23 protein-coding genes and 1 rRNA gene are annotated in these 25732 nt (G+C 61.3%); 21 read left to right on the top strand and 3 right to left on the bottom strand.

Translation table 11 applies throughout. The features are described from left to right. Positions 1 to 9 precede the first annotated feature (9 nt). The 10 genes from rrf to P0G09_RS08640 all read left to right on the top strand — a co-directional run bounded on the left by rrf (position 10) and on the right by P0G09_RS08640 (position 9354). Positions 10 to 126, top strand: a 5S ribosomal RNA gene (gene rrf / locus P0G09_RS08685). A gap of 118 nt (positions 127 to 244) precedes the next feature. Next, complete coding sequence (locus P0G09_RS08680) at positions 245 to 430, top strand: DUF1287 domain-containing protein (RefSeq protein WP_342760526.1); 186 nt, start codon at positions 245 to 247, stop codon at positions 428 to 430. Positions 431 to 616: 186 nt separating this feature from the next. Beyond that, positions 617 to 1330, top strand: coding sequence for a hypothetical protein (locus P0G09_RS08675; protein ID WP_275252460.1), 714 nt, complete (start codon positions 617 to 619; stop codon positions 1328 to 1330). A 120-nt stretch (positions 1331 to 1450) separates the two neighbouring features. After that, entirely contained in the window at positions 1451 to 4810 is a 3360-nt protein-coding gene (locus P0G09_RS08670; protein WP_275252459.1) for a DEAD/DEAH box helicase, read from the top strand. Next, positions 4807 to 5805 (top strand): C40 family peptidase, encoded by a 999-nt coding sequence (locus P0G09_RS08665; RefSeq protein WP_275252458.1) that lies wholly within the window; start codon positions 4807 to 4809, stop codon positions 5803 to 5805. Before P0G09_RS08670 ends, P0G09_RS08665 begins: the two co-directional genes overlap by 4 nt. 79 nt (positions 5806 to 5884) lie before the next feature. Continuing rightward, complete coding sequence (locus tag P0G09_RS08660) at positions 5885 to 6883, top strand: dipeptidase (protein WP_097772963.1); 999 nt, start codon at positions 5885 to 5887, stop codon at positions 6881 to 6883. Positions 6884 to 7054: 171 nt separating this feature from the next. Beyond that, positions 7055 to 7906, top strand: coding sequence for a serine hydrolase (locus P0G09_RS08655; protein ID WP_005930230.1), 852 nt, complete (start codon positions 7055 to 7057; stop codon positions 7904 to 7906). Positions 7907 to 7993: 87 nt separating this feature from the next. After that, the gene (locus tag P0G09_RS08650; RefSeq protein ID WP_097772962.1) at positions 7994 to 8767 is read left to right on the top strand and encodes a TSUP family transporter; all 774 of its coding nucleotides are present in this window, start codon (positions 7994 to 7996) and stop codon (positions 8765 to 8767) included. A 98-nt stretch (positions 8768 to 8865) separates the two neighbouring features. Continuing rightward, positions 8866 to 9126 (top strand): type II toxin-antitoxin system RelE/ParE family toxin, encoded by a 261-nt coding sequence (locus tag P0G09_RS08645; RefSeq protein WP_275252457.1) that lies wholly within the window; start codon positions 8866 to 8868, stop codon positions 9124 to 9126. Positions 9127 to 9138: 12 nt separating this feature from the next. Then, positions 9139 to 9354, top strand: coding sequence for a hypothetical protein (locus P0G09_RS08640; RefSeq protein ID WP_005930220.1), 216 nt, complete (start codon positions 9139 to 9141; stop codon positions 9352 to 9354). Positions 9355 to 9410: 56 nt separating this feature from the next. On the opposite strand, the gene P0G09_RS08635 is transcribed toward P0G09_RS08640, so the two are convergent. Then, positions 9411 to 10265: a DegV family protein gene (locus P0G09_RS08635; RefSeq protein ID WP_035393397.1), complete on the bottom strand. Its 855-nt coding sequence runs from the start codon at positions 10263 to 10265 to the stop codon at positions 9411 to 9413. 255 nt (positions 10266 to 10520) lie between these two features. Here P0G09_RS08635 and P0G09_RS08630 point away from each other — a divergent pair, with 255 nt between their 5' ends. The 4 genes from P0G09_RS08630 to P0G09_RS08615 all read left to right on the top strand — a co-directional run bounded on the left by P0G09_RS08630 (position 10521) and on the right by P0G09_RS08615 (position 14018). Continuing rightward, the gene (locus tag P0G09_RS08630; RefSeq protein WP_097772959.1) at positions 10521 to 10934 is read left to right on the top strand and encodes a CPBP family intramembrane glutamic endopeptidase; all 414 of its coding nucleotides are present in this window, start codon (positions 10521 to 10523) and stop codon (positions 10932 to 10934) included. Next, the gene (locus P0G09_RS08625; RefSeq protein WP_156070441.1) at positions 10931 to 11419 is read left to right on the top strand and encodes a nucleoside deaminase; all 489 of its coding nucleotides are present in this window, start codon (positions 10931 to 10933) and stop codon (positions 11417 to 11419) included. Before P0G09_RS08630 ends, P0G09_RS08625 begins: the two co-directional genes overlap by 4 nt. A 246-nt stretch (positions 11420 to 11665) precedes the next feature. Continuing rightward, positions 11666 to 12553: a 3-oxoacyl-ACP reductase FabG gene (fabG, locus tag P0G09_RS08620; protein WP_275252456.1), complete on the top strand. Its 888-nt coding sequence runs from the start codon at positions 11666 to 11668 to the stop codon at positions 12551 to 12553. Between the two features lie 79 nt (positions 12554 to 12632). After that, positions 12633 to 14018, top strand: a complete 1386-nt coding sequence (locus P0G09_RS08615; protein WP_156062024.1) for an RNA polymerase sigma factor — start codon at positions 12633 to 12635, stop codon at positions 14016 to 14018. A gap of 73 nt (positions 14019 to 14091) precedes the next feature. On the opposite strand, the gene P0G09_RS08610 is transcribed toward P0G09_RS08615, so the two are convergent. After that, the gene (locus P0G09_RS08610) at positions 14092 to 15411 is read right to left on the bottom strand and encodes an ATP-binding protein (RefSeq protein ID WP_275252455.1); all 1320 of its coding nucleotides are present in this window, start codon (positions 15409 to 15411) and stop codon (positions 14092 to 14094) included. Between the two features lie 234 nt (positions 15412 to 15645). Between P0G09_RS08610 and P0G09_RS08605 the strand changes: the two genes are divergently transcribed. The 7 genes from P0G09_RS08605 to P0G09_RS08575 all read left to right on the top strand — a co-directional run bounded on the left by P0G09_RS08605 (position 15646) and on the right by P0G09_RS08575 (position 24304). Continuing rightward, positions 15646 to 16314, top strand: a complete 669-nt coding sequence (locus P0G09_RS08605; RefSeq protein WP_207697503.1) for a DUF4830 domain-containing protein — start codon at positions 15646 to 15648, stop codon at positions 16312 to 16314. Positions 16315 to 16503: 189 nt separating this feature from the next. After that, the gene (locus tag P0G09_RS08600; RefSeq protein ID WP_005930193.1) at positions 16504 to 16767 is read left to right on the top strand and encodes an HPr family phosphocarrier protein; all 264 of its coding nucleotides are present in this window, start codon (positions 16504 to 16506) and stop codon (positions 16765 to 16767) included. A gap of 84 nt (positions 16768 to 16851) precedes the next feature. Then, positions 16852 to 18498: a phosphoenolpyruvate--protein phosphotransferase gene (ptsP, locus tag P0G09_RS08595; protein WP_097772958.1), complete on the top strand. Its 1647-nt coding sequence runs from the start codon at positions 16852 to 16854 to the stop codon at positions 18496 to 18498. A 231-nt stretch (positions 18499 to 18729) separates the two neighbouring features. Then, positions 18730 to 19917 (top strand): cation diffusion facilitator family transporter, encoded by a 1188-nt coding sequence (locus tag P0G09_RS08590; protein WP_156058861.1) that lies wholly within the window; start codon positions 18730 to 18732, stop codon positions 19915 to 19917. Positions 19918 to 19944: 27 nt separating this feature from the next. Beyond that, positions 19945 to 21129 carry a pyridoxal phosphate-dependent aminotransferase gene (locus P0G09_RS08585; RefSeq protein ID WP_275252454.1) on the top strand — a complete coding sequence of 395 codons (1185 nt, stop codon included), beginning with the start codon at positions 19945 to 19947 and terminating at the stop codon, positions 21127 to 21129. Positions 21130 to 21209: 80 nt separating this feature from the next. Beyond that, entirely contained in the window at positions 21210 to 22421 is a 1212-nt protein-coding gene (locus tag P0G09_RS08580; protein ID WP_005930182.1) for an NADP-dependent isocitrate dehydrogenase, read from the top strand. Positions 22422 to 22528: 107 nt separating this feature from the next. Continuing rightward, the gene (locus P0G09_RS08575) at positions 22529 to 24304 is read left to right on the top strand and encodes a sugar-binding domain-containing protein (protein WP_275252453.1); all 1776 of its coding nucleotides are present in this window, start codon (positions 22529 to 22531) and stop codon (positions 24302 to 24304) included. A gap of 179 nt (positions 24305 to 24483) precedes the next feature. On the opposite strand, the gene P0G09_RS08570 is transcribed toward P0G09_RS08575, so the two are convergent. After that, positions 24484 to 25596, bottom strand: coding sequence for a foldase (locus tag P0G09_RS08570; protein ID WP_275252452.1), 1113 nt, complete (start codon positions 25594 to 25596; stop codon positions 24484 to 24486). Between the last annotated feature and the right edge of the window lie 136 nt (positions 25597 to 25732).

The raw sequence follows: 25732 nt of genomic DNA, 5'->3' as shown, positions 1-25732 counted from the left end.
GTCATATTGGTCGGTGACGATGACGGTGAGGTTCCACCTGTTCCCATTCCGAACACAGAAGTTAAGCTCACTCGTGCCCAAGATAGTTCGCTGGAAACGGCGCGTGAAAATAGGTAGTCGCCGACTTGAACAGAACGCTTCAGGATTTTTCCTGAGGCGTTTTTTGTTTCGTAAATTTGACGAAGTGCACTGAAATAACATTCGGATTCGTGTTCTATACAAAGGGAGGAATGTGCCGTGAGATGTGGAGCAGTGGCAGGGCGGTGACATCGTGATCTTTGAAAAGCATATCGGCATCGTTTCTGATCGGCGGAACTGGGACGGTGTGCCCTATGTGATCCATCATAACGATCCGTGGCAGACTGCTTACGAACAGGACATTCTGGAAAAGCGAACGGACATTGTGGGACATTACCGTATCTCCCAATAACGGCATAAAAAGCGGCTCCACCGCGCTGGGAAAACCAGCGTAAGCGGGGCCGCTGTGTTTATGTCGGAATATCAGTGCGCGTTTGTTGCACTTTTGCACGGCTTCCGGTATAATGAAAGAAACTACCGCGAGGGAGATGAAACGATGGACTGGGTCATGTGTCTGCTGCCAATGGCAGTGTGCTTTGTGGGCGTTCTTTTTTCGGTGAAAGTGAGCAAAAAGCACAAGCGCATTCTGGCGGCTGCCGGGGTGATGCTGTTTCTGTGCGTGGCATTCGGCTCCCTTGCAGTGTACCGGGTGCAGAAGATTACCAAGCCCATCCGGGAAAGCGATACGCTTGCCGTGGCGGAAATGAACCTGAATTCGTTCCGGGGCGATGTGGAGATGAACGATCTCCAGACCGATGCTTCGACGGAGCTGTATCAGGCGCTCGAAGAATATCTAGGAAAGAAACTCTACCTGCCCTGCATCAATCAGGATACCTTCGATGCGGGTGGGCAGGATGTGGTCCTTCAATTCGGCAGCGACGACGAGGCGAAGGTCTGGCTTGCGTTTTATGCGGACAGCCGAATCTGTTTGGTCAACGGGAAAAAGGCATACGTTTTTCCGGGAGGAAAGGCAGTTTATCAGGAAATCGAGGAAATTCTAGCGTCAGTCAGCACCTATACGGCAGTTACCGTCACTGCAATTGACGAGAAAAATGATTTTCTGATGGCGGAAGAAAAAAACGGGAAGCTATATGCGTTCCACAAGGTTTCAGAAAAGCTGCGGACAAAAAGTGGAAAGCAAGCAAAGCTGGAAGACCTTGCGGTAGGGGATGAACTTACGGTGTTGTCGGATGGCAGGGTGTTGCTGAGTGACCCGTATCAAATTGAAAATATCTATCAGATTTATACATAAGGCTTCCTTCCGCTGTCCCTGCAAAAGAGGCGGCGGATTTTTTCTGCAAAAGCCTTGCATCCCGCCCGCCGGTGCGGTATGCTTAACCAATAGAGCATTGCAGAGGGAGGGAGACCCCGGATGGACATGGAAGAGATCCGCTACCTGTTGGGCGGCACGGTATTCGCGCGGGCCAAGGCCTACACGGACCGGATACAGGATCTGAACTGCGAAGTGGCCGGGAACGGCGTGCGCCACCTGAGCGCCGACGTGCGCGGCGGCGGGCGGAGCCTGTACCAGACCCAGGTCTGGCTGCGGGAAAACGGCAGCTTTGTCAGCGCCAGCTGCTCCTGCCCTTACAACGAAAACGGCGAGGGGCCCTGCTGCAAGCACATCGGCGCGCTGCTGATGTGGGACAGCGAGAGTCAGGGCCTTTCCGGCAGAGCGCCGCAGAAGCCCTCGGAGAGCCCGGAGAGCATCCCGGGCGTGGTGCGGGGCACGGCCAACCTGCAAACGCCCCAGCCTGAGGAGCAGCCCCGCAGGGACAGCTATGCCTCCAGCCTGGAAATGCTGTTCGGCAAGAAGTGGCGGGGCGAGGAACCGGAATCTGACTACGAGGCACGGCGGCTGCTCCGGGCCTATCAGGAGGGAGCACTGGCCGAGGTGGACGGCGTGACCGGCCACGCGGAGCTGCGCCCCCATTCCGCAGAGCTGGAGCCGGAGCTGACCCTGCTGCCCGGGGAGCTGCCCTGGCTGCGGCTGCGCATCTCGGCAGACGGCGGGCGGCAGTATGTGGTAAAGAGCATCCCGGACCTGCTGCGGGCCGTGGAGAAGCACGGCTTCATCAGTTACGGCAAGGCGCTGGAATTCCAGCACAGCTGGGAGGCCTTTGCCCCGGAGGCACAGCAGCTGCTCCGCCTGCTGCGGCGGCAGCTCAGCGCAAAGGAAGGGGCCGAGGCGGCCCTGCGCAGCTACGGCAATGCGCCCCGCAGCGGGCCTGCCGGGGGCATCCCGCTGAACGGTGAGATCTTTGACGGTCTGGTGGCCCTCTATGCCCCCACCGGCAATCTGGGCGGCTACACCCTCAAGACCGGCATCCCGGCCCTGACCATGCGGGTGGAAAAGCGCCGGGGCGGCGTGGAGGTGTCCGTGACCCCCGCGTTGGGATGGAAAACGGGTTTAGACAACGACTATTTATACAGTGAGGATACGATTTGGCAGCTGGACCGGGCCGAAAGCGCCCGGATGCGGCCCGCCCTTGAGGCGCTGTGCGGCAAGAGCCTGTTCTTTACCACCGGGGATGCCACCGCCTTTTGCAGCTACGTCCTGCCGGAGCTGGGCAGCAGGGTGACCATTGAGGACCCCGAACGCCTGCTGCTGAATCAGATCCCGCTGGAGCCGGTGGTGCAGTTTTATCTCGACGCGCCCACGCGGGAAACGGTGCGGGCGCACCTTGAATTTTTGTACGGCGAGGACCGCGTCACACCGGAGGAACCGGGGCCTGCCGGTCTGCTGCGGGATGCCCGCGCCGAACAGCGGGCCGGGCGGCTGCTGGGGCGGTATCTGGAGCCGGGGCCAGACACCATGGGCAACGGCCTTGCCGCCCACTACGATGCCTATGAGGAGGATGAAGTCTACCGCTTCCTCGATGAGGGCATCCCGGCCCTGCTGGCTGAGGGCGAGGTCTACCTGACCGATGCCTTCCGCAGTATGCAGGCCGCACCGCCGAAGATCTCGGTGGGGGTGTCGGTGCACGGCAGCGTGCTCGACCTGGAGGTGGACACGGGGGAGTTCCCGGTGGGAGAGCTGAAAGCCCTGCTGAGATCGCTCCACCAGAAAAAGCGCTACCACCGCCTGCGCGATGGCCGTCTGCTCCGGCTGGACGATTCCATGGAGGTGCTGGACGAGCTGAACGAGACGCTGGAGCTTTCCGGGGCCAAACTGGGCCAGGCCCACGCCCGGCTGCCCCTGTACCGGGCCCCCAGTCTGGACTGGGCGCTTTCGGGGCAGAACGGCATCCGCTTCAACCGGGACGATGCTTTCCGCCAGCTCAGCCGGAGCTTCCACGCGGTAAAAGACAGCGAGTATACACCGCCCGCGTCTCTACAAAAAGTTTTGCGAAAATACCAGCGGGACGGCTACCGCTGGCTCCGCACGCTGGATGGCTACGGCATGGGCGGCATCCTTGCGGATGATATGGGTCTGGGCAAGACGGTACAGGTGCTCAGCTATCTGCTGGCCCTCCGGGAGCAGGGTGGGAACCCCCTGCCCAGCCTCATCGTCTGCCCGGCCTCGCTGGTGCTGAACTGGGCCGAGGAATGCCAGAAGTTCACGCCGGAGCTGAACTGCGTTGTGGTGGACGGGGATGCCGCCCACCGGGCCCAGCTGGCCGAGCAGTGGGACGGGGCCGACGTGGTGGTGACCAGCTACGACTTGCTCCGCCGCGACGAGACCCTGTACGAGAGCCAGAAATTCTACGCCTGCATCCTGGACGAGGCCCAGGCCATCAAGAACCACACCACCCAGAAATACAAGGCGGTGTGCGGGGTGAACAGCCGTGTCCGCTTTGCACTGACCGGCACCCCCGTGGAGAACCGCCTGGGTGAGCTGTGGAGCATCTTCTCCTTCCTGATGCCGGGCTACCTGCCGCCCTACAAGAGCTTCTGCAGCCGGTTTGAAAAGCCCATCACGCAGGAAAACGATCCGGCGGCGGTGCGGCGGCTGAACCAGCTCACCGGGCCGTTCATCCTGCGCCGGATGAAGTCCGAGGTGCTGAAGGAGCTGCCCCCCAAGACAGAGAACGTCTACCGCATCGAGCTGGAGGAGGAGCAGCGCAAGCTCTACCTTGCCGCCGTGGTGGATGCCCGGGAGAAGCTGCGGGCCGCCAAGCCCGAGGACAAGATGGCGGTGTTCGCCGTCCTCATGCGGCTGCGGGAGATCTGCTGCGACCCCCGGCTCATTGCCGACAACTGGACAGGCGGCAGCGCCAAGCTGGATGCCTGCATCGAGCTGGTCACCAGTGCCGTGGAGAGTGGGCACCGTATCCTGCTGTTCAGCCAGTTCACCTCCATGCTGGAGCTGCTGGCCAAGCGGCTGGACGCGGAGGGCGTGAGCCACTTCACCCTGCAGGGCTCCACCCCCAAGCCGGTGCGTGCCGAGCTGGTGCGCCGCTTCAACGGCGGCGAGGCCAGCGTGTTCCTGATCTCCCTGCGGGCAGGCGGCACCGGCCTGAACCTGACCGCCGCCGATATCGTCATCCACTACGACCCGTGGTGGAACGTGGCGGCCCAGAATCAGGCCACCGACCGTGCCTACCGCATCGGCCAGCAGAACCCGGTGCAGGTGTATAAGCTCATCGCCCAGGACACCATTGAGGAAAAGATCGTGGAGCTGCAGCAGGCCAAGCAGGATCTGGCCGAGACCGTCACCGGCAGCGCGGATGGTGCCATCCTGCGCATGAAGCCGGAGGAGCTGCTGAATTTGTTGGAGGGAACCGAATGATGCAATACGCCCTATTTGCCCGGCCTGTCGTGACCATTTACGACCTGCCCCAGACCACCAAACAGAGCGAGGCGGGCCTTGTTTCCACCATCGGGGACGAGGGCCTGTACGGTCAGGCCTGTCAGGTGCGCACCGCCCCCGGCGGCGTGACCGCCGAGGGAGTGCCCCTCTCCCCGGAGGTGGCCGAGGTGGTCACCTTTTACGGCTACCACGGCTTTGTCCGGCGGGATGCGTTGAAATTTGTCAGCGAGGATGCGCTGCGGGACTACCTGTCCCAGCCGCTGGTGCTGGTGGGCCGTGCCACCGATGTGCTCAGCCTGCCCAAGGTGCAGGGGGTGCGGATGCTGGAGCTGGAGAGGGGCTGCCTGCTCTGCCGCCTGCCCGAACCGCCCGAGGAAGCCCTGGCCCACACCGGCTGGGCCAGGGTGGCCCTGCTGGATGGCCGCACCGGCTATGTCCGGGACGTGGCGCTGGAGCCGGTGCGGTTTGAGATGACCGCCGTGTTCTCCCAGCGGGAGGGGCTGGCCTTTGATGACGCGCTGGCCGAGGCCCGGAATATTACCGCCGGGGAGCTGGTGCCGCAGGCACTGCAGGCGTGGTACGACGGCAACGAGGAAGCGTTCCGGGATGCCGTCTGCGCGCAGGCGAAAAAGTATCTGGGCACCGAGTACCGCTGGGGCGGCAAATCGGGCCGGGGCATTGATTGTTCCGGCCTTGTCAGCAGCGCCTATATGCAGTGCGGCGTGCTCATCTACCGGGATGCCAGGATCGTGGAGGGCTGGCCCATGCACCAGATCCCCTTTGCAGACAAAAAGCGGGGCGATGCCCTCTATTTCCCCGGCCATATCGCCCTTTACCTTGGCGAGGGCCGCTACATCCACTCCACCGGCGCATCCGCCAGCGGCGGCGTGGTCATCAACAGCCTTGACCCCGCCGACCCGCTGTACCGGGAAGATCTGGTCAGGAGTCTGTATGCGGTGGGGAGTGTGTTCTGATAAAGTAACTCACCCTCTCAGTCAAAGCCGTCAGGCTTTGACTGAGAGGGCGAGGATGTTATAGGAGGAAGAACAATCCATGAAAGTCTTTGATCTACATTGTGACACCCTGAGCGAGCTGCGGCGCGCGGAGATGCGGGGCGACGGGCAGACCTTTGCCCGCAACAACGGCCACATCGATCTGGAAAAGCTGGAGAAGGGCGACTACATGCTCCAGTGCTTTGCCGCCTTTGTGAATCTGGCCGACCCCACCCCAGGCGCGGACCCGCTGGTGACGGCGCTGGAAGAGATCGACGTGTTCAAGCGGATGATGGAGCGGTATTCCGACAGGATCGCCCCTGTCTACCGCCCCGAGGATATCCGCAAAAACGCCGAGGCGGGCAAGATCAGCGGAATGCTGACCATTGAGGAAGCAGGCTGCTGCAAGGGCAGTCTGGGCGTGCTGCGCCGGATGTACGAGCTGGGCGTGCGGATGATGACCCTGACCTGGAACCACGAAAACGAGCTGGCCAGCCCCAACGTGGTGCCCGGCAACGGCCCCATCTGGCCCTGTATGCCCAACACCGAGACCGGCCTGAAGGAGAAAGGCTTCGAGTTCCTGGCCGAGATGGAGCGCCTGCACATCATTGCCGATGTGAGCCACCTGTCCGATAAAGGCTTCTGGGACATTGCGGAGCACAGCACCCGCCCCTTTGCGGCCAGCCACTCCAACTGCCGCGCCCTGGCCCCCCACTGCCGCAACCTGACCGATGAGATGATCCGGGTCATGGCGGAAAAAGGCGGTCTGGTGGGCCTGAACTACTGCGCGGGCTTTCTGGATGACCAGCCCAGCCCCGACCTGTGCCGCAGCACCACGGCCCTGATGGCCAAACACGCGGCTCATTTCAAGCAGGTGGGCGGCATTGAGATCATCGGTCTGGGCAGTGACTTTGACGGCATCGGCGGCAAGCTGGAACTGAGCGACTGCTCCAAAATGCCCCTGCTGGCCGATGCCCTGCGGAAAGAGGGCTTCACCGAGGATGAGGTGGAAGCCATCTTCTTCCGCAACGCACAGCGTTTCTTTGAAAACAACCTGTAATCACCGTTAGTATCAAAAGATTCATTGAATTCATTGAATTCATTGAAATCATTGCTCATCATTGCACTAGAATCAATGAGAACCAATGAAATCAATGTTTTCAATGATAATTATGTCTTAACGGTAAGAATGAAGTATAACGGAAAGTATAGAAAAGTTGAGGAATTCCAGATGGATCAGAATATGACATTGGAAAAGCGCATTGCCGCAGAGCTCTATTCCTATCAGGGCAGGATGAGCGTTTTTGTGGACGACCTGCGCGGCAGCACGGTGGAGATCGGTGCCGACGAGGAGTTCGAGACGGCCTCCACCATCAAGGCGTTTATTCTGGCGGTGCTGTATCTGCAGGCCAGCCGGGGCAGGGCTGACCTGGAGGAGGAAATCACCTACGAGGCCAGCCAGTTCGTGGACGGCTCCGGGATGCTCCGGGCCCTGGGCGTGGGGGCAAAGCTCAAGGTGAAGGACACCGCCACCATGATGATCATCTGCTCGGACAACATCGCCACCAATATGATCATTGATTACCTGGGGCTGGACACCATCAATGCCTGTATCCGGGAATTGGGCTTTGGGCACACCGTCCTGCACAACCCCCTCCACTTTGACCGCTACGACAAGCTGGGCACCACCACGCCCCGGGACTACGCCGCCCTGTTTGCGCAGGTGGCAAAGGGCACGCTGGTCAGCAAAGAAGCCAGCGCCGCCATGCTGGGCATCTTCCGCCAGCAGCACTACAACACCATGCTGACCCACGATTTCCCCCAGTTCTATCTGGACTGCGAGGAGACCGGTGAGCCGGAGCTTATCTGGGTGGCCAGCAAGAGCGGCAGCATGAACGCCTGCCGCAACGACGGCGGCATCATCCACACCCCCTACGGCGAGTATGTGATCGTTCTGATGAACAAGGAGTTCCATGACATCATCGAGTACAACGACCACCCCGCCATGGTCTATGGTGCCCGGGTGTCCCGGATGATTCTGGATCAGATCCTGGCCTGCGAGGGAAAGCTGTATCTGAAGTAAACCTCTCAGGCGCTTTGCGCCAGGTTCACGCTGCGGTGACGGAGAGGTTTCGCAAAGAAGTACATAAGGAGTAGGAAAGTAGAACGAATGGAAATTACATTATCATTGCCAATGCTGCTGTTTCTGATGCTGATGACCGGGTTTGCGGGCTTTGTGGACTCGGCGGCGGGCGGCGGCGGCCTGATCAGCCTGCCCGCCTACCTGTTTGCGGGCCTGCCGGTGCATTACACCTACGGCACCAATAAATTCAGCGCGGCCTGCGGCACCACCTTTGCCACGGCGCAGTTCTTCCAGAAGGGAGCCATGAACATCCGGGTCGGCCTGCTGGCGGCTGTGGGCAGCTTTGTGGGCAGCGCACTGGGCTCCCACATCGTGCTCCTGCTCAGCGATCAGGTGCTTCGCACCATGATGCTCATCATCCTGCCGGTGGCGGCGGTGCTCATCCTCTGGCGGCGGGACCTGCCCGACGAGAACCGGGACGACGGCACCCTGAACGCCAAAAAGGCGGTGCTGGCCCTTGCCATCGGGCTGGGCATCGGCCTGTACGACGGCATCTTTGGCCCGGGCACCGGCACCTTTGCCATCATTGCCTTTACCACCCTGATGGGCTTTGACCTGCGCACGGCGGGCGGCAACGCCAAGGTGCTCAACCTTGCCAGCAACTACGCCAGCCTGGTAACGTATCTTTCCAGCGGGCTGGTGGTGTTCTCCATCGGCATCCCCTGTGCCGTCAGCGGCATTGTGGGCAACCTGCTGGGCTCCCACTTCGCCCTCAAGAACGGCGCAAAGTTCATCCGCCCCATGATGCTTGTGGTGCTGGTGCTCCTGCTGGGCAAGATCGTCTCGGACGCGGTGCTGTAATGAACGGATCTTCGGCAAAAAACAATTGACGTTTGCAGGAGAATGGACTATAATAGGGCCAGAGGCCCGCAGAAAAAACGAGCGCTGAGGATGATGTTATGAAGATCCGCTACTCGAAGAACGCCATGAAGTTCCTGAATAAGCTGGACAAAAGGTCCGTGCTTCGCATCGTTGCAGGCATTGAGGGGCTGACCCTGAAACCGCCAGCAGGTGATATCAAGGTGATGCAGGGACTGAAGGATGGAACAATGCGGCTCCGGGTCGGAAGCTGGCGCGTGCTTTACCGGTACGGAGAGGAAGACGCGCTGGAGATTCTATTGGTGCTGGATATCGGGAATCGTGGCGATATCTATAAATAAGGAGGTGGCAGGATGTCTGAAATTGCAATGAATGCAGCACACATGATCGATATGCTGCCGGACCCGGACAAGAACCTTGCCTACGAGCTGATCAAAAAGCTGGTACTGGCATGGGACCCGGATTTCACCAAGCTGACCACAGAGGAAGCAAAGCAGCTGGAGGAAGCGAAGGACAGCGGCTTTGTAGATGCCGAAGAGATCGACTGGTCGAAGATCGGACACGAATGAACCAACAAAAAAGAGGAACTGCCGGGAAAGCAGTTCCTCTTTTTGATTGGGTAAGATCAGAAGGTGAAGCCTTCATCGAGGAAGGCCAGGCCGAACGCGCCGGGGCCGGCGTGGGTGCCGATGACGCAGCCGATCTGGCGCACAAGGGCCTCGTTCCGGCCCAGATTCTCCTGCAGGTAGGTCTGGATGGGCTGCACCTCGCGGGGGGCGAGGGTGTAACCGGCCAGCGCGTCGGCGCAGGTGCTGATGCCGCCCAGCTCCTCGATCTTCTTGAACAGGGCAACGTAAGCGCCGGGCAGGCCCCGGGCCTTGCCCGCCATAACGACCTTGCCCTCCTTGATGGTGATGAGGGGCTTGATGCCCAGCATCCCACCGGCCACGGCCACGGCGGCGGGCAGGCGGCCGCCCTTGCGCAGATACTTCAGGTCGTCGATGACAGCCACCAGATGCAGATGCTCCTTGGCGTGCTCAAGGGTGGCGGCGATCTGCCCGGCAGTCTTTCCGGCATCCCGCAGCTGAACAGCCAGCCGCACCAGCAGGCTCTCGCCCAGGCAGACGTTCTCGGAATCCACAAAGAGGACATTATCCACATTGGCCATGTCTGCGGCCAGCCGGGCGCACTGGCAGGTGCCGGACAGCTCATGGGAGAGGAAGATGCCCACCACTTCGTCCCCGGCGGCAGCCGCCTCAAGGAAGAAGCGCTGGAACAGCTCGGGGCTGGGCTGGCTGGTGGTGGGCAGCTTGTGGCAGCGGGCCATCACGCCGTAATACACGGTGGGGGTCATGTCCACGCCGTCCCGGAGCACGGTGCCGTCCTCCAGGGTGACGTTCAGGGGGATGACGGTCACGCCCAGCTGCTCGGCTTCAGCGGGCAGGATGTCGGATGCGGAATCGGTAAGAATGCGGATCATAGTAATACCTCCAACGGGGCCAAGAGCGGATAACCCGACCAAATCAATCAAAAAGTCGTATAGGAATATACCAGAGACAACGGGAAATGTCAATTGTTTGAATCAATATTTCTTCGTATTTTCGCAATTCCGCTTCGTTTTCTTGCACAAACGGGCCGGAACATGATACAATGGGCATCAGGCATTGCGGGGCGGTGCGCTGTGCGCCCGAAGCAGCGGAACAGCGCACCCCCAAACGGAGAGGGGACGGAGAAGATGTCAGAACAGAACCGCCGCCTGCGGGCGGCAGGCATCGCGGCACTGGCCTGGGCCGGGCTGGCGGCGGTCTGGTGTGTGCTGGTTCCCGGCGGGGCGGCAGAGCTGCCGCAGGGCGTGCCCGGCACGCTGCGCAGCCTGCTGGTGCTGCCGCTGGCCGAGGAGCTGGTGTTCCGGGGGGCGCTGCTGCGCCTGCTGCGGCCGCTGGGGGAGCATCCGGCAAACCTCTGCCAGGCTGTGCTCTTTGCGGCCCTGCACGGAACGCTGACCGAAAAGTGCTACGCGCTGGGCATGGGGCTCATTTTCGGGTGGGCCGCAGAGCAGACCGACAGTCCTGCACCCGGGGTGGTGCTGCATATCCTGAACAATGGGCTGGTGCTGGCCCGGGCGCTGGCAGAAAGGGGAATGGGATGACCGACTATGAGCTGATGGGCGCGGCGCTGGAGGAGGCCGCACGGGCCGCCGCGCTGGGCGAGGTGCCCGTGGGCGCGGTGGTGGCCCGGAACGGCGAGATCATCGCCGCTGCCCACAACACCCGCGAGACCGAGAAAAACGCCCTCCACCACGCCGAGCTGCTGGCCATTGACGCGGCCTGCAAAAAGCTGGGCGGCTGGCGGCTGTGGCAGTGTGAGCTGTTCGTTACGCTGGAGCCCTGCCCCATGTGCAGCGGCGGCATCATCAACAGCCGGATCAGGCGGGTGGTGTACGGCGCAGCGGATACCAAGGCCGGGTGCTGCGGCAGTGTGACCGACCTGTTCGCCCTGCCCTTCAACCACCATCCGGTGGTGGAGGGCGGTCTGCGGGCGGAGGAGGCGCAGGCGCTGCTGCAGGCGTTTTTCCTCCGGCTGCGGGAGCAGCGGGCCGCAAAGCCCCGCTGGAAACCGCCCGTGACCCCCTGAGAACGTGAAAAAAAGTGGGAACTGCGTGAAAAGACGGCGGTTCCCACTTTCTTTTTTCGTCGAATTGTGTTATATTATTTAATGGTAACTTGTCGAAACCACTCGCACAGACCAGCGGGCTCGCCGCAGGACCGGCCTTGACCGGAAAGAGGAGCAGAGCGCAGCCCATGGGTGCGGTGGAGGGCGGGACCTTCCTGCCTGCGGGATTTTTTGCAGGCAGAGAACAAACGGCAGGAGGGCTGACTCTTGTACGATGATGAATTTGAATTGACCTTTGACCTGAGCGATGAGGACAAGGCATCCCGGGCCCCTGCGCCGGAACAGGAGCCGGTGCAGGAAGCTGCGCCGGAACCGGCAGCGGAAACGGAACCGCCGGTGGAGGCTGTACCGGAACCGGCAGTCCCTGCGGCCAACGGGCGCTGCGTGCTGATCTCGGGCGGCGACCGGGGCATCGGAGCCGCGGCGGCCCGCGCCTTCTGGCAGGCGGGCTACCGGGTGGCGGTGCTCTACCACACCCACGCCGAGGAGGCGGCGGCGCTGGAAAAGGCGCTGCCGGGCCTGCTGGCGGTCCAGTGCGACGTGGCCTCCCGCGCCAGCTGTGAGGTGGCGTTCCACACCGTGGAGCAGGCCGTGGGCCATGTGGATGTGCTGGTGAGCAACGCGGGCATTGCCCAGCAGAAGCTGTTCACCGATATCACCCCGGAGGAGTGGCAGCACATGCTGGACGTGAACCTGAGCGGCGCGTTCCACCTGTGCCAGCTGGCTCTGCCGGGCATGATCCGCCGCAAGGCGGGCCGCATCCTGACCGTGAGCAGCATGTGGGGCCAGACCGGCGGCAGCTGCGAGGTGCACTACTCCGCTGCCAAGGCGGGCCTGATCGGCCTGACCAAGGCCCTTGCCAAAGAGGAGGGGCCCAGCGGCATCACCGTGAACTGCGTGGCTCCGGGTGTCATCGACACCGATATGATGGCTGCCTTTACGGCAGAGGATAAGGCTGCGTTGGCCGAGGAGACCCCCGTGGGCCGCCTGGGCAGCGCGGACGAGGTGGCGCAGCTGCTGGTGTTCCTGGCAGGCGAAAGCGCCGGTTACATCACCGGGCAGGTGTTCGGTGTGAACGGCGGCCTGGTGATTTGAACCATCCCGCAGCGGCAAAACTTATGATACGATATCACTTACGGCGCAGCCAGCGCCGCGGTGAAAAGGAGAGAGCGAAATGGGCATGACTTTGAAGGAACTGTTGACGAAGGGCGAAGGCACCCTGACGGCGGGCGAGGCCAAGACACTGGCTTCCCAGTGCCGGATGGATGTGGAAACGCTTTACACGCTTCTGGAGGAGCGCGGCATCAAAATTCTGGATGACGAGGCCGACGGTGACACCAGCCTGGATGTGGAAGGCATCATGGCAGAGGTGGAAAGTGCCGAGGCAAACAGCGATGAGCTGGGCCTGGGCGATGAAAATGAGGACGACCCGGCAGAGGAGAACCCCGCAGACCTGAAGGCTGCCATGGATGAGCTGCTGGATGACCCTGTGAAGAACTACCTCAAGCAGATCGGCCAGATCCCGCTGCTGAGCGCGGAGCAGGAAGTGGACCTGAGCAAGCGCATCCACGCCGGTGCCGAGGCTGCCCACATCCTTCAGGCCGACCGCCAGAAGTACGGCGCGCCTGAGTACATCAAAAAGAACAGCGCCCGCTTCTCGTTCGAGGAGGATGAGAACAGCCGGAGCTATACCGAGGATCTGGACGAGGACGGCAACACCAAGTCCAACGAGGACGATGAGGAAAAGGCTGCCGAAGAAGAAGCCATGGAGGCTGTTGAAAACGGCCCCCTGACGGAGGAGCGCCGCCAGGAGCTGCTCAAGATCCGCCGCGACGGCCTGAACGCCCGCCGCAGCCTGAGCGAGGCCAACCTGCGTCTGGTGGTCTCCATCGCCAAGAAGCATGTCGGCCACAACCTGGCGTTCCTGGACCTGATCCAGGAGGGCAACATCGGCCTGATCAAGGCCGCCGAGAAGTTTGACTGTGACCGTGGCTTCCGCTTCTCCACCTACGCCACCTGGTGGATCCGTCAGGCCATCACCCGCGCCATTGCGGATCAGGCCCGCACCATCCGCATCCCGGTGCACATGGTCGAGACCATCAACCGGATGCGTCAGGCCACCAACCAGCTGGTCTACCAGAACGGCCACGAGCCCACCCCCGAGGAGCTGGCAAAGGCCATGGATATGAGCGTGGAGCGCGTGCGCGAGATCCAGCGCATGGCGCAGGAACCCGCCAGCCTGGAAAGCCCCGTGGGCGAGGAAGAAGATTCCTCCCTGGGCGATTTCGTGGCCGACGAGAACGCTGAGGCCCCCGGCAAGGCAGCGGACCGCGCCATGGTGGCCCAGCAGATCAATCAGGCCCTCAAGAGCCTGACCCCCCGTGAGGAAAAGGTCATCCGCCTGCGCTTTGGTCTGGACGATGGCCGCCCCCGCACGCTGGAGGAGGTGGGCCGCGACTTCGGTGTTACCCGTGAGCGTGTCCGCCAGATCGAGGCCAAGGCCATCCGCAAGCTGCACAGCCGCAAGTGCCTGGCCCTGCTGAACGGCCTGATCGAGTGATCCTGAACTTACCGCTATGAGAAAGAGCCCCTGCCGGTTTATTCCGGCGGGGGCTCTTTTGGTGCTGTACAGGTCAGCAGCTGCGCAGCAGAAAGGCCATATAGAGTGGAAGGGTCAGGAGCGGCCCGTTTTTCCCGATATTATAGTCCCCGAGCTTGATCGCATGGGATACATGATATTTTTCAGGGTGGTTGAGGATCGTCTTTGTGCTTTTGACATTTCCAGAGCGGGCCTTTACCTCTACAAGGGTGCATTCCCCCTGATAACGGATCACAAAATCCACCTCGAGGCCGGAATCCTTGTGGAAATAGTAGAGCTTGCGCCCCATCTTGGTGAAGATATCGGCGATCAGGTTTTCAAAGATAGCGCCTTTGTAGCCATAGAGGTCGCCTTGCAGGATGTCAAACTGCGTTCCGTCCTCCAGCATGCTGACGAACAGGCCGGTGTCGCACATATAGACCTTAAAGGCATCCTCTTCCGCATTCCCATCCAGAGGCAGCTCGGTAATGGACAGATTGTGGCACCGTGTGATGATGCCAGCATCCTCGATCCACTGCAGGCTTCCGGCATATTTTGCGGAGGTGGAGCCTTTTTTTACAACGGAATACTGGAATTTCTTGTTTTCCTTGGCAAGCTGGCGGGGAATGGACTGGAAACACTCCTTGATGCGGGACTTATCCTTTTTCTCCGCGTACTTTACCATGTCGTCCTCATAGGAACGAACGATGTCCCGCTGGATACGCAGGACCTCATCCATCTGCCTGCTGGTCACAAAGGTCTGGACAGCATCCGGCATTCCTCCCACAACGGTATATTGGAGCAAAAGCTGCCGCATCCGGTTGTGCAGCGCTTCCGGCACAGGGGAACCGGAGTCCAAAGAACTTTGCAGCAGCGCAATGACAGGTTCGGTGATGCCATTGGCCCATAAGAATTCTTCAAAATCCAGTGGGTACATTTCAAGAACCGTCTCCGATCCGACAGGAACGGATCTTGGCTCCTTGCCGTAGCCCTTTACGCCCAACAGGGAGCCGGTGCCGATCACGTCATAGCGGCCGTCGATGCGGAAAAATTTCAGGGCCGTCCGGGCTTCCGGGCAATCCTGGATCTCGTCCAGGATCAGGATCGTCTGGCCCGGCTCAAAAACGGCATCCTTGCCAAGAAGGGCAGAGAGCATCATCACGATGTTGTCGATCTCCAGAGAACCGGAAAAGACAGAAGCATAATCCGGATTCTCGAAGAAATTGAGGTACACTGTGTGTTTGTAATTCTTTCTGGCAAATTCCAATACAGAAAAGGTCTTGCCGCACTGACGGCAGCCCTTGATGATAAGCGGCTTCCGGCCGGGCGTGTTTTTCCATGCAAGCAGCTGGTCTGTGATCTTTCGCCTTAACATATCGTTTCACTCTCCCGAAAATAAATGATCCTGCATCTATTATAAAAGAAAAGGATAACTTTTTCAAGGGACTTCTTTGCGATAACTGAAGCTTTTTCAAGTGACTTTTTAACAGAAGAAACAACTTTTTCAAATGACTCCTGCGCAGGAAAGTGGATCTGCCGCAGCGCGGTTATAATTCCTCTGCCCGCCCCATATATTCTTTTCAGAACAAAACGGGTGGGAGGGAACGGTATGTTTGTGGTAACGCTGAACAAGACGAGCTTGAAAAAGGTGGGGGCCGGTGCGCTCTGCTGTGCGCTGGTGATCTTCAGCGCCTTTCTGGGGCGGTACATCAGCACCCGCACGGTGGCGGCAGCGGCCGGGGTGAACCGGATCGAGAGCGCGCAGGACATCCAGACCTGGTTCACGGGCTATGGGCTGGATGTGGACGGCACATCCATCACGGCGGATAAGGTCAAGATCCCCCGCAAGTGGGACGACAGCTTCTCGGCCTTCAACGGGGTGGTACAGCAAAGCGGGATGGATCTTATCCGCTACAAAGGGAAAACCGTGGAAAAGTGGACCGCCCTGATCCCGGCGGCCAGCAGCGGAGAGACCAGCCGCTACGGCGTGCTGCTGGTCTACCGCAAAAAGGCTGTGGGGGCCTACCTGCTGGAAAAGCCGTCAGGCACGGTGATCGGCCTGAAGGATGCCCAGACCGCAATGGCGCAGGCTGAGCAGCAGGATGCCCAGCAGGTGTCCGGTGAGGATTACAGCGGCGACTGGGGAGAGCGCCATGATGAGGAGCTGGGCGCGGCCGGGCAGAGCCAGCAGACCAGCGGGGAGCCGGACTCCGTGGTGCCCGAGGAGGCGCAGTACACCGACCTGCCCCTGGATGCCGAGGGGTATCCTGTCGAATGAATCCGGTGGAAAAATGGGGGCAAAACTTCTGTTCAATAGCACCAAAATTTCTGGCTAAAAATCAGCAATATGGAATGATGAAAAAATAACGAAGCGGGTTTATAATAATAGTAGCATCCCGCAGCAAAATCGGCTGCGTCCGGAGTGGCAGGACCGTCCGGATCTGAAACGGGATGAAGTAAGGAGAAAATGATTATGAAGGAATTCCAGTATACTGTTAAGGATGCATGCGGCATCCACGCTCGTCCGGCCGGTCTGCTCGTTAAGGTGGCCAAGGGCTTTGCCAGCACCGCTACCCTGGAAAAGGACGGCAAGAGCTGCGACCTGCGCAAACTGATGGCTCTGATGGGCATGGGTGTCAAGCAGGGCGACACCGTGACCGTGAAGGTGGAGGGCGACGATGAGGCCGCCGCTGCCGAGGCCATTCAGAAGTTCCTGACCGAGAACGTCTGATCTTTGAATCTGCGGACAAAAGCCCTTGCGGGAGACCCTGCGGGGGCTTTTTCGCACTAAATTCTCAACAAAGGAGAGAGAACGATGCAGGTAGGAACCGGTAAAAGCATCCTGAACGGCATTGCCATCGGCAAGCTGAAAATTTACAAGAAAAAAGATACCGTGATCTCCACCGCCCAGGTCGCGGACACGGCGGCAGAGGAAGCCCGCTTTGAAGAGGCCCGGGCCAAGGCCATTGACCAGCAGACTGCCCTGTATGAAAAGGCACTGGCCGAGGCAGGCGAGGACATTGCCGAGGTGTTCAACATCCATGCCATGATGCTGGATGACGACGATTTTGTGGATGCCATCAAGGAGATCATCAACGGCCAGCACATGTGTGCGGAGTATGCCGTCAAGAAAGCGGGTGACAACCAGGCCGCCGTGTTTGCCGCCATGGACGATCCCTATTTACAGGCCCGCAGCGCCGATGTCATCGACATTGCCCAGGCCATGCTGGACATCCTGCAGGGCGTGGACAATGCCACCCTGCAGGGCACGGAACCCAGCATTCTGGTGGCAGAGGATCTGGCACCCTCGGAGACGGTGCGGATGGACAAGAGCCTGCTGCTGGGCTTCATCACCCGGGAGGGCAGCTCCAACAGCCACACCGCCATTCTGGCCCGCAGCATGAACATCCCCGCCCTGATCCAGTGCAAGGAGATCCAGGAAGATTGGGACGGCAAGATGGCTGTGGTGGACGGCTACAACGCCTGCGTGTATGTGGACCCCACCCCCGATCTGCTGGAGAGCTTGAAAAAGCGCCAGCAGGAGGACCAGAAGAAGCTGGCCCTGCTGGCCGAGCTCAAGGGCAAGCCCAACACCACGCTGGACGGCAAGACCGTGCAGGTCTTTGCCAACATCGGCGGCATGAGCGATGTGGGCGCGGTCCAGCAGAACGACGCGGGCGGCGTGGGCCTATTCCGCACCGAATTCGTCTACCTGAACTGCACGGATTACCCCACCGAGGAATACCAGTTCGAGGCCTACAAGCAGGTGCTGGAGAGCCTGGCTCCCAAAAAGGTGGTCGTGCGCACCTGTGATATCGGCGCGGACAAGACCGTGGACTACATGAAGCTCGACCACGAGGACAACCCCGCGCTGGGCTACCGCGCCATCCGCATCTGCCTGACCCGCAGGGATTTCTTCAAGACCCAGCTGCGGGCCCTGCTGCGCGCTTCTGCCTACGGCAACATGAGCATCATGTTCCCCATGATCACCAGTCTGCGGGAGCTGCAGGATGCCAAGGCCGTGCTGGAGGAGTGCAAGGCAGAGCTGACCGCCGAGGGCAAGAAGTTCAGCGACAAGATCGAGGTGGGCACCATGATCGAGACCCCCGCCGCAGTTCTGGTGGCGGACGATCTGGCCCAGGAGTGCGATTTCTTCTCCATTGGCACCAACGACCTGACCCAGTACACCTGCGCGCTGGACCGCCAGAACGCCAAGTTGGAGCCCTTCTTTGATCCCCATCACCCCGCTGTGCTGAAGGCCATCCGGATGACCATTGAGGCGGGCCACCGCCACGGCATCTGGGTGGGCATCTGCGGTGAGCTGGGCGCGGATACCGCCCTCACCGAGACCTTCCTGCGGATGGGCGTGGACGAGCTGTCCATGAACGCCAAGAGCATCCTGCCCGTGCGCAAGATCATCCGCGGTGTGGATCTGAGCAAGCCCTCTGCCAAGAATGTCTGAGTTCCCCTGACAGAACCGTAAAAGGGGCTGCTGCGGCGCTCTCTGCCAACCAAAGTGTTGGCAAAGGGACGCGCGGCAGCTCTTTTTTGATTGCAACAAGAAGTAAATTCACAAAACTGCCGCCTGACAAGCCGCAGTTTCATGGGTGAACGCTTCACAACGGTAAAGCTGGGTGCTATACTATACCTAAGTCGTATTTTTTGAACGCACCTCTGGAGATGAAAGATAGATATGACGCAATTCCTGATCCGCCGGTTCATCCGGCATCCCAATGACCCCCAGGACCCTGCTACCCGCACGGCCTATGGCAACCTTGCCAGCGGTGTGGGCATGGCCTGCAACCTGCTGCTCTGCCTGGGCAAGCTGCTGGCAGGCACCCTGTTCGGTTCCATCGCCATCATGGCGGATGCTTTGAACAACCTCTCGGACGCTTCGTCCAACGTGGTCAGCCTCATCGGCTTCCGGCTGGCCGCCAAGGCCCCGGATGCCGAGCATCCCTACGGCCACGCCCGCTATGAATATCTGGCCGGTCTGGTGGTCAGCGTGACCATCCTGGGCATCGGCTTTTCCCTGCTCAAGGAGTCGGTGGTCAAGGTGTTCCACCCCACCCCCGTGGCGTTCAGCTGGCTGAGCGTGGGTGTGCTGGCCGCATCCATCCTCGTCAAGCTCTGGATGAGCGGCTTCAACCGCACCATCGGCCGCACCATCGGCTCCGAGACCCTGATGGCCACCGCCGCCGACAGCCGCAACGACGTGCTGACCACCGGCGCGGTGCTGATCTCCACCGTGGTCTGCAGCCTGACGGGCTGGGCGCGGCTGGACGGCATCATGGGCGTGGCCGTGGCAGCCTTCATCCTCTGGTCGGGCTGGGGGCTGGTCATGGACACCCTGAGCCCTCTGCTGGGCGAGAGCCCCAGCCCGGAGCTGGTGGAGCACATTGAGCAGACGGTCATGGGCTACCCCGGCGTGCTGGGGATGCACGACCTCATGGTGCACGATTACGGCCCGGGGCATCAGTTCGCCTCCCTCCACATCGAGTTCCCGGCAGAGACCGACCCGCTCAAGGCCCACGATGTCATCGACAACATCGAGAACGATTTTATAAAGCGGGACGGCCTGCAGGTGACCATCCACTATGACCCCATCGTCACTACCGATGCGGCGGTGGGCGTGCTGCGCACCCGCCTGATGGAAAAGGCCCGCCAGCTCGACCCCTGCCTTTCGATCCACGACCTGCGCATCGTGCCGGGTGATACCCATACAAATGTCCTGTTCGATCTGGAGTTCCCGGCGGGCTATACCGGGAACAAGGACGAGATGCTGGCCGCCATGTGCCAGTTCGTCCATGAGCAGGACCCGAAATACAGCTGTGTGGTGAAAGTAGAGCAGAGCTATGCGTCTGCTGCCCACGAAAAATAAATTTGTGTTTTAGAGGGGAAGGAACTTATGCTGAACGAGACTTACCGCGGGATGCTGGCCCACAAGAGCGTCATCCGCGAGACCTTTATGTATGGCAAGCAGCGCGCGGCCCAGATCGGCTACGAGAACGTGTTTGATTACTCGCTGGGCAACCCCAGCGTGCCCTGCCCGGAGCAGTTCACCGCCGCCATGCAGGAGCTGCTGGCACAGGAGGACCCGGTGGCCCTGCATGGCTACTGCCCCAGCCAGGGCGACCCGGAGTTCCGCACCGCCGTGGCGGCCCACCTGAACAGGACCTTCGGCCTGCCCTATGCGCAGAAGGATATCTTTCCCACCACGGGTGCGGCGGGTGCCATTGCCCACGCTGTGCGCGCCGTGACCCGGCCCGGGGATGAGGTGCTGACCTTTGCCCCCTACTTTCCGGAGTACGGCCCCTATGTGGAGGGCACCGGTGCCCATCTCAGGGTGGTGCCGCCCCAGGCCCCTGCCTTCCAGCCCAATCTGGAGGCCTTTGAGCAGATGCTGACCGAGAAGGTCACCTGCGTCCTCATCAACACCCCCAACAACCCCACCGGTGTGGTCTACTCTGCCGACACCCTGACCCGGCTGGCGGAGATCCTGACCGAGAAGAGCCGGGCCTACGGCCACAACATCTTCCTTGTCAGCGACGAGCCTTACCGGGATATCGCCTTTGATGGCAGGGCTGTGCCCTACCCGGCGGCGTTCTACCCCCACACCCTGACCTGCTTCTCCTTCTCCAAGAGCCTGAGCCTGCCCGGCGAGCGCCTGGGCTACGTGGCCGTGCGCCCCGGCTGTGAGGGCGAGGAGGTGCTGGTGGATATGATGGCCCAGATCTCCCGCTTTACCGGCCACAACTGCCCGCCCAGCATCATCCAGCGCGCCGTGAGCCGCTGCCTGGATGTGACCAGCGACCTGAGCGTCTACGAGACCAATATGGATCTGCTTTACAACAAGCTGAAAGCGCTGGGCTTTGAGGTCGAGCGGCCCGGCGGCACCTTCTATCTCTTCCCCAAGGCACTGGAGGAGGATGCCAACGCCTTCTGCCGCAAGGCCCGGGAATTTGACCTGCTGCTGGTGCCCAGCGATACCTTTGGCGTAACGGGCTATGTCCGCCTTGCCTACTGCATCGACACCGAAAAGGTAAAGCGCAGCCTGCCCGCGCTGGAAAAGCTGGCGGCCGCGTATCAATAAAGCCGAACCTCCCGGCAGAGCATCTGGCAGTGCCGCCGGGGGTCACAGTATTTTTTGAAACAGAGGAAAGGGAAACTGTTATGGAAAAGATCAAGATGACCACGCCGCTGGTGGAGATGGATGGCGACGAGATGACCCGTGTGCTCTGGAAGATCATCAAGGAGGAGCTCATCCTGCCCTTTGTGGATCTGAAGACCGAGTACTACGATCTGGGCCTGCCCAACCGGGATGCCACCCAGGATCAGGTGACCATGGATGCCGCCCTTGCCAACAAGAAGTATGGCGTGGCAGTCAAGTGCGCTACCATCACCCCCAACGCCCAGCGCGTGGAGGAATACCACCTGCACCAGATGTGGAAAAGCCCCAACGGTACCATCCGCGCCGTGCTGGACGGCACCGTGTTCCGTGCGCCGATCATGATCGACAGCATCAAGCCGGTGGTCAAGAACTGGACAAAGCCCATCACCATTGCCCGCCACGCCTACGGCGACGTGTACAAGTGCACCGAGTTCCGCATCCCCGGCCCCGGCAGGGCGGAGCTGATCTACACCGGCGACGACGGCTCCCGGCAGGCCGCCACGGTCTACAACTTCGAGTGTGCCGGTGTTCTGCAGGGCCAGTACAACAAGGACACCTCCATCTACAGCTTTGCCCGCAGCTGCTTCAACTACGCGCTGGAAAGCAAACAGGATCTCTGGTTCGGTGCCAAGGACACCATCTCCAAGAAGTATGACCACACCTTCAAGGACATCTTCCAGGAGGTGTACGATGCCGAGTACCGGGAAAAGTTCGAAGCCGCAGGCATCACCTATTTCTACAGCCTGATCGATGACATCGTGGCCCGTGTCATCCGCAGTGAGGGCGGCTTTGTCTGGGCCTGCAAGAACTACGACGGCGACGTGATGAGTGATATGGTCTCCACCGCCTTTGGTTCGCTGGCCATGATGACCAGCGTTCTGGTCAGCCCGGACGGCAACTATGAGTACGAGGCCGCCCACGGCACCGTGACCCGCCACTACTACAAGTACCTCAAGGGCGAAGCCACCTCCACCAACCCCATGGCCACCATCTTTGCCTGGAGCGGTGCCCTGAAAAAGCGCGGCGAGCTGGACAGCCTGCCCGCGCTGGTCCGGTTTGGCGAGGCGCTGGAGGCTGCCAGCCTGCAGACCCTCAACGACGGCATTATGACCAAAGACCTCTGCGGCCTGGCGGAGGGCATCACCCCCACCCAGGTGAACAGCGAGGAATTCATCCAGGCCATCCGCACCCGGCTGGAAGCAAAACTGGCATAAGCGCTGCATCACGGCCCCTGCCCCGGAACCCCGGCGGCGGGGGCTTTTTGCGCCTATACAAGGCGGTTGGCCTGTGCTACAATGGGAGCAGAAAAGGCGGTGACAGTATGCAGCATCATCCTCTGCCCGAATACCCCCGCCCGGCCCTGCGGCGGGACAGCTACGAGAACCTGAACGGCCTGTGGCAGTACGCCATCACCAGCTCTGCCGGGCTGCCCGCAAAGTGGGACGGCGACATTCTGGTGCCCTACTCCCCGGAGACGAAAGCCTCCGGCGTGGGGCGCACCCTGCAGCCCGGGGCGTGGCTCCACTACCACCGGAGCTTTGTGCCCCCGGCGGGCACCGGCGGGCGGGTGCTGCTCCACTTCGGGGCCGTGGACTATGCCTGCGCCGTGCAGGTCAACGGCCATCTGGTGGGGGGCCACCGGGGCGGCTACTGGCCCTTTGCGCTGGATATCACCGATGCGCTGAACCCTGCCGGCCATGACCGGCTCTGGGTAGCCGTGCAGGATCCCACCGGCACCGGCGTGCAGGCCCGGGGCAAGCAGACCCTCCGGCCCGGCGGGATGTTCTACCCGGCCCAGAGCGGCATCTGGCAGACCGTCTGGCTGGAGCGGGTGCCGGAAAATTACATCACGGAGCTGACCGTCACCCCGGACTATGATGCCCGCACCGTGACCGTAAAAGCTCATACCTCCCTGCCCGGCGGGGCGGCGAACCTGTGGGCCGTGGTGCGGGCCGGGGGCGTGACCATTGCCGAGGACTGGGGCAGCGACGAGGCCGACCGGGACGGCGCGGTGACCCTGCACATTCCGGAGGAGCATTTCTTCCCGTGGAGCCCGGACAGCCCGTTTTTGTACGACCTGACCGTGGGCACCACGCAGGGAGAGGAGGAGCAGCGCGACACCGTGCACAGCTACTTTGCCCTGCGCAAGTGGAGCTGTGCGCCGGATGCCCACGGGATCATGCGTTTCTGCCTGAACGGCAAGCCCATCCTGCTCAACGGCCTGCTGGATCAGGGCTACTGGCCCGAGGGCCTGTACACCCCGCCCAGCGATGGGGCAATGGTGCGGGAACTGCAGACCATAAAAGAGCTGGGCTTCAACCTTCTGCGCAAGCACGCCAAGATCGAGCCGCAGCGCTGGTATTACCACTGCGATAAGCTGGGCCTCATCGTCTGGCAGGACATGGTGAACGGCGGCGGGCCCTACAAGCTCTGGTTCGTGACCTATCTGACCAATGTGTTCCAGCCGCTGCTCCGCCGCCTGCCCGACGCAAGGCCCCTCTGGGGCCTGCTGGGCCGCGAAACGGAAGCGGGCAGGGAAGAATATGCCCGGGAGCTGGAAGCCACGGTAAAGGCCCTGCAGTGCCACCCCTGCGTGGGCTGCTGGGTGCCCTTCAATGAGGGGTGGGGGCAGTTCGATGCCGCCGGGGCCGTGGAGGCCGTCCGCAGGCTGGACGATACCCGCCTTGTGGACGAGGCCAGCGGCTGGTACGATCAGGGCGGGGGAGATGTGGATTCCCTGCACAACTATTTCTACCCGCTCCGGGTCAGGCCCCGGAGCCGGGCGGTGGCCCTGAGCGAATACGGCGGCATTGCCTGGCCCATGCCCGGCCATGAGCCGCCCCGCAGGGCGTATGGCTACGGCACGGCAAAGAGCCGGGCCGAGCTGACCGCCCGCTGGAAAAAGCTGCAATTGGAAACGGTGCTCCCCCAGCTGAAAAAGGGGCTTTCGGCCCTGGTGTACACCCAGGTGAGCGATGTGGAGGACGAGGTGAACGGCCTGTTCACCTACGACCGCGCCGCCATCAAGCCCGACCCCGCCGCTGTGCGTGCCGTGAACCAGGCGCTGGAAGCGGCGTTTGAGAAGACCGTAGAATAAAAAAGAAGGCTGTTACCCTGTAACTCCCTCAGTCACGGCTTCGCCGTGCCAGCTCCCTCTCGGAGGGAGCCTTGGCGTAACGGTGAACTGTGAAAGCCTCCCTCTCAGAGGGAGGCGGCATCGCGTCAGCGATGACGGAAGGAGTTTAGGCAACAGCCTTTTTGCATATCAATAAAAACTTAGTTGGTGCTGCTGTTCACGATCTTGGAAGCGGGCATCCTGTTCATGGCGGAGCTGCTCAGGTTGTGCTCCAGAGAAGCGCCGTAGGCGGTCAGCGCCTCGGAGAGCTCCTCCCCCTTCATATCGTTGAGCACCTGTCCGCGCAGGTCATCCAGCGCCTTCAGGCTCAGCGGGTCGAGCCGCAGGGCGGCCATCAGGGCGTAGCTGTTGTACTTCACAGCCGCTGCCTGCCCGATGGACAGGCCCCGGATGGTGTCGGCGGCACCCTCTGCGGTAAAGGCAGAGGTCACAGTGCTGTCCCCGATGAGCTCCAGAGAAGGTGCAGTGGAATCGGAGGAATAGGTGGAGCCCAGCACGGCGTAGACCTCCGGCAGAGCGGAGGTCACCACGCCGGAGAAGTAGCCCAGCAGAGTGCTGCTGTCGGCGGCAGCGGCGGCGTTGGTCTGGTCCACAGCAGCCTGGGTCAGGGCCAGCATCTGGGTGATCTGGTCGTCATCGGCAGAGGCATAGGTGCTGGTGTTGTAGAGCGGGATGGTGTAATAGGCCAGCTCATACATGTTGTTCTCCAGATGGCTGGTCAGGTCGGCATCCGACACCGGGGTCTCGCCATCCACGCCGTAGACCAGCTCCAGCAGGTCGCTGCTCTTGATGAGGATGCGCTCAAACCGCTGGACGGTGTTCAGGCCGATGCCGTTGGCCTTGTAGGTGTCGCCGTACTGCTCCATCAGCTGGGAGGCGTAGCTGTCGGCCTGTGCTTCCTCTTCTGCGGTCAGCTGGCCGCCCAGCTCCTCAAAGCGGGTCTCGATGGCGGCGTAGGTCTCAAGGTTCTCCATGGTCTTCTGGCTCACATAGTCGCTGACAGTGGCGGTCTCGCCGCTGTCGGCATCCACGGTGATGGTCTGCTTCAGGAAGGCCTTCACATCGGTGGCATCCTGCTCCGAGGTGGCCAGATCGGCGGCCTTCTGGTAAGCGTCGTACTGGGCCAGCAGATACAGGCCCGAGGTGATGTCCACCGTGCCGATGGTGCCCACCGAATCCGGGGTGGAGCCGCAGGCGGCAAGGGAAAATACCATTGCCACGGCGGAAAGAAGTGCGATCAGTTTCTTTTTCATTGTTATGCTCCTGTCGTTCGGATCGCCCGCCCTCTCCGTCAGCGCAAGCGCGCTGCCACCTCTCCCAAGGGGAGAGGCTTTGGTAATTCCCCGCAAGGTCTTGGGGAGCCGCCAAAGGCTCCCCCTTTGGGGGAGC

The organism is Faecalibacterium sp. DFI.5.82 (genome assembly GCF_029076575.1).
In the GTDB taxonomy this organism is placed as follows: Bacteria; Bacillota; Clostridia; order Oscillospirales; family Ruminococcaceae; genus Faecalibacterium; species Faecalibacterium duncaniae.
This window is presented reverse-complemented; position numbering and strand designations above follow the sequence as displayed.

What these genes read in the sequence shown, in the direction of transcription:
- P0G09_RS08570 (WP_275252452.1), bottom strand. Translation starts at nt 25,596, where the DNA reads ATGAAAAAGAAACTGATCGCACTTCTTTCCGCCGTGGCAATGGTATTT.
- P0G09_RS08590 (WP_156058861.1), top strand. Translation starts at nt 18,730, where the DNA reads ATGACGCAATTCCTGATCCGCCGGTTCATCCGGCATCCCAATGACCCC.
- P0G09_RS08625 (WP_156070441.1), top strand. Translation starts at nt 10,931, where the DNA reads ATGACCGACTATGAGCTGATGGGCGCGGCGCTGGAGGAGGCCGCACGG.
- P0G09_RS08640 (WP_005930220.1), top strand. Translation starts at nt 9,139, where the DNA reads ATGTCTGAAATTGCAATGAATGCAGCACACATGATCGATATGCTGCCG.
- P0G09_RS08650 (WP_097772962.1), top strand. Translation starts at nt 7,994, where the DNA reads ATGGAAATTACATTATCATTGCCAATGCTGCTGTTTCTGATGCTGATG.
- P0G09_RS08665 (WP_275252458.1), top strand. Translation starts at nt 4,807, where the DNA reads ATGATGCAATACGCCCTATTTGCCCGGCCTGTCGTGACCATTTACGAC.
- P0G09_RS08615 (WP_156062024.1), top strand. Translation starts at nt 12,633, where the DNA reads ATGGGCATGACTTTGAAGGAACTGTTGACGAAGGGCGAAGGCACCCTG.
- P0G09_RS08600 (WP_005930193.1), top strand. Translation starts at nt 16,504, where the DNA reads ATGATTATGAAGGAATTCCAGTATACTGTTAAGGATGCATGCGGCATC.
- P0G09_RS08575 (WP_275252453.1), top strand. Translation starts at nt 22,529, where the DNA reads ATGCAGCATCATCCTCTGCCCGAATACCCCCGCCCGGCCCTGCGGCGG.
- P0G09_RS08605 (WP_207697503.1), top strand. Translation starts at nt 15,646, where the DNA reads ATGTTTGTGGTAACGCTGAACAAGACGAGCTTGAAAAAGGTGGGGGCC.
- P0G09_RS08580 (WP_005930182.1), top strand. Translation starts at nt 21,210, where the DNA reads ATGGAAAAGATCAAGATGACCACGCCGCTGGTGGAGATGGATGGCGAC.
- P0G09_RS08630 (WP_097772959.1), top strand. Translation starts at nt 10,521, where the DNA reads ATGTCAGAACAGAACCGCCGCCTGCGGGCGGCAGGCATCGCGGCACTG.
- P0G09_RS08645 (WP_275252457.1), top strand. Translation starts at nt 8,866, where the DNA reads ATGAAGATCCGCTACTCGAAGAACGCCATGAAGTTCCTGAATAAGCTG.
- ptsP (WP_097772958.1), top strand. Translation starts at nt 16,852, where the DNA reads ATGCAGGTAGGAACCGGTAAAAGCATCCTGAACGGCATTGCCATCGGC.
- P0G09_RS08610 (WP_275252455.1), bottom strand. Translation starts at nt 15,411, where the DNA reads ATGTTAAGGCGAAAGATCACAGACCAGCTGCTTGCATGGAAAAACACG.
- P0G09_RS08585 (WP_275252454.1), top strand. Translation starts at nt 19,945, where the DNA reads ATGCTGAACGAGACTTACCGCGGGATGCTGGCCCACAAGAGCGTCATC.
- P0G09_RS08655 (WP_005930230.1), top strand. Translation starts at nt 7,055, where the DNA reads ATGGATCAGAATATGACATTGGAAAAGCGCATTGCCGCAGAGCTCTAT.
- P0G09_RS08660 (WP_097772963.1), top strand. Translation starts at nt 5,885, where the DNA reads ATGAAAGTCTTTGATCTACATTGTGACACCCTGAGCGAGCTGCGGCGC.
- P0G09_RS08635 (WP_035393397.1), bottom strand. Translation starts at nt 10,265, where the DNA reads ATGATCCGCATTCTTACCGATTCCGCATCCGACATCCTGCCCGCTGAA.
- P0G09_RS08670 (WP_275252459.1), top strand. Translation starts at nt 1,451, where the DNA reads ATGGACATGGAAGAGATCCGCTACCTGTTGGGCGGCACGGTATTCGCG.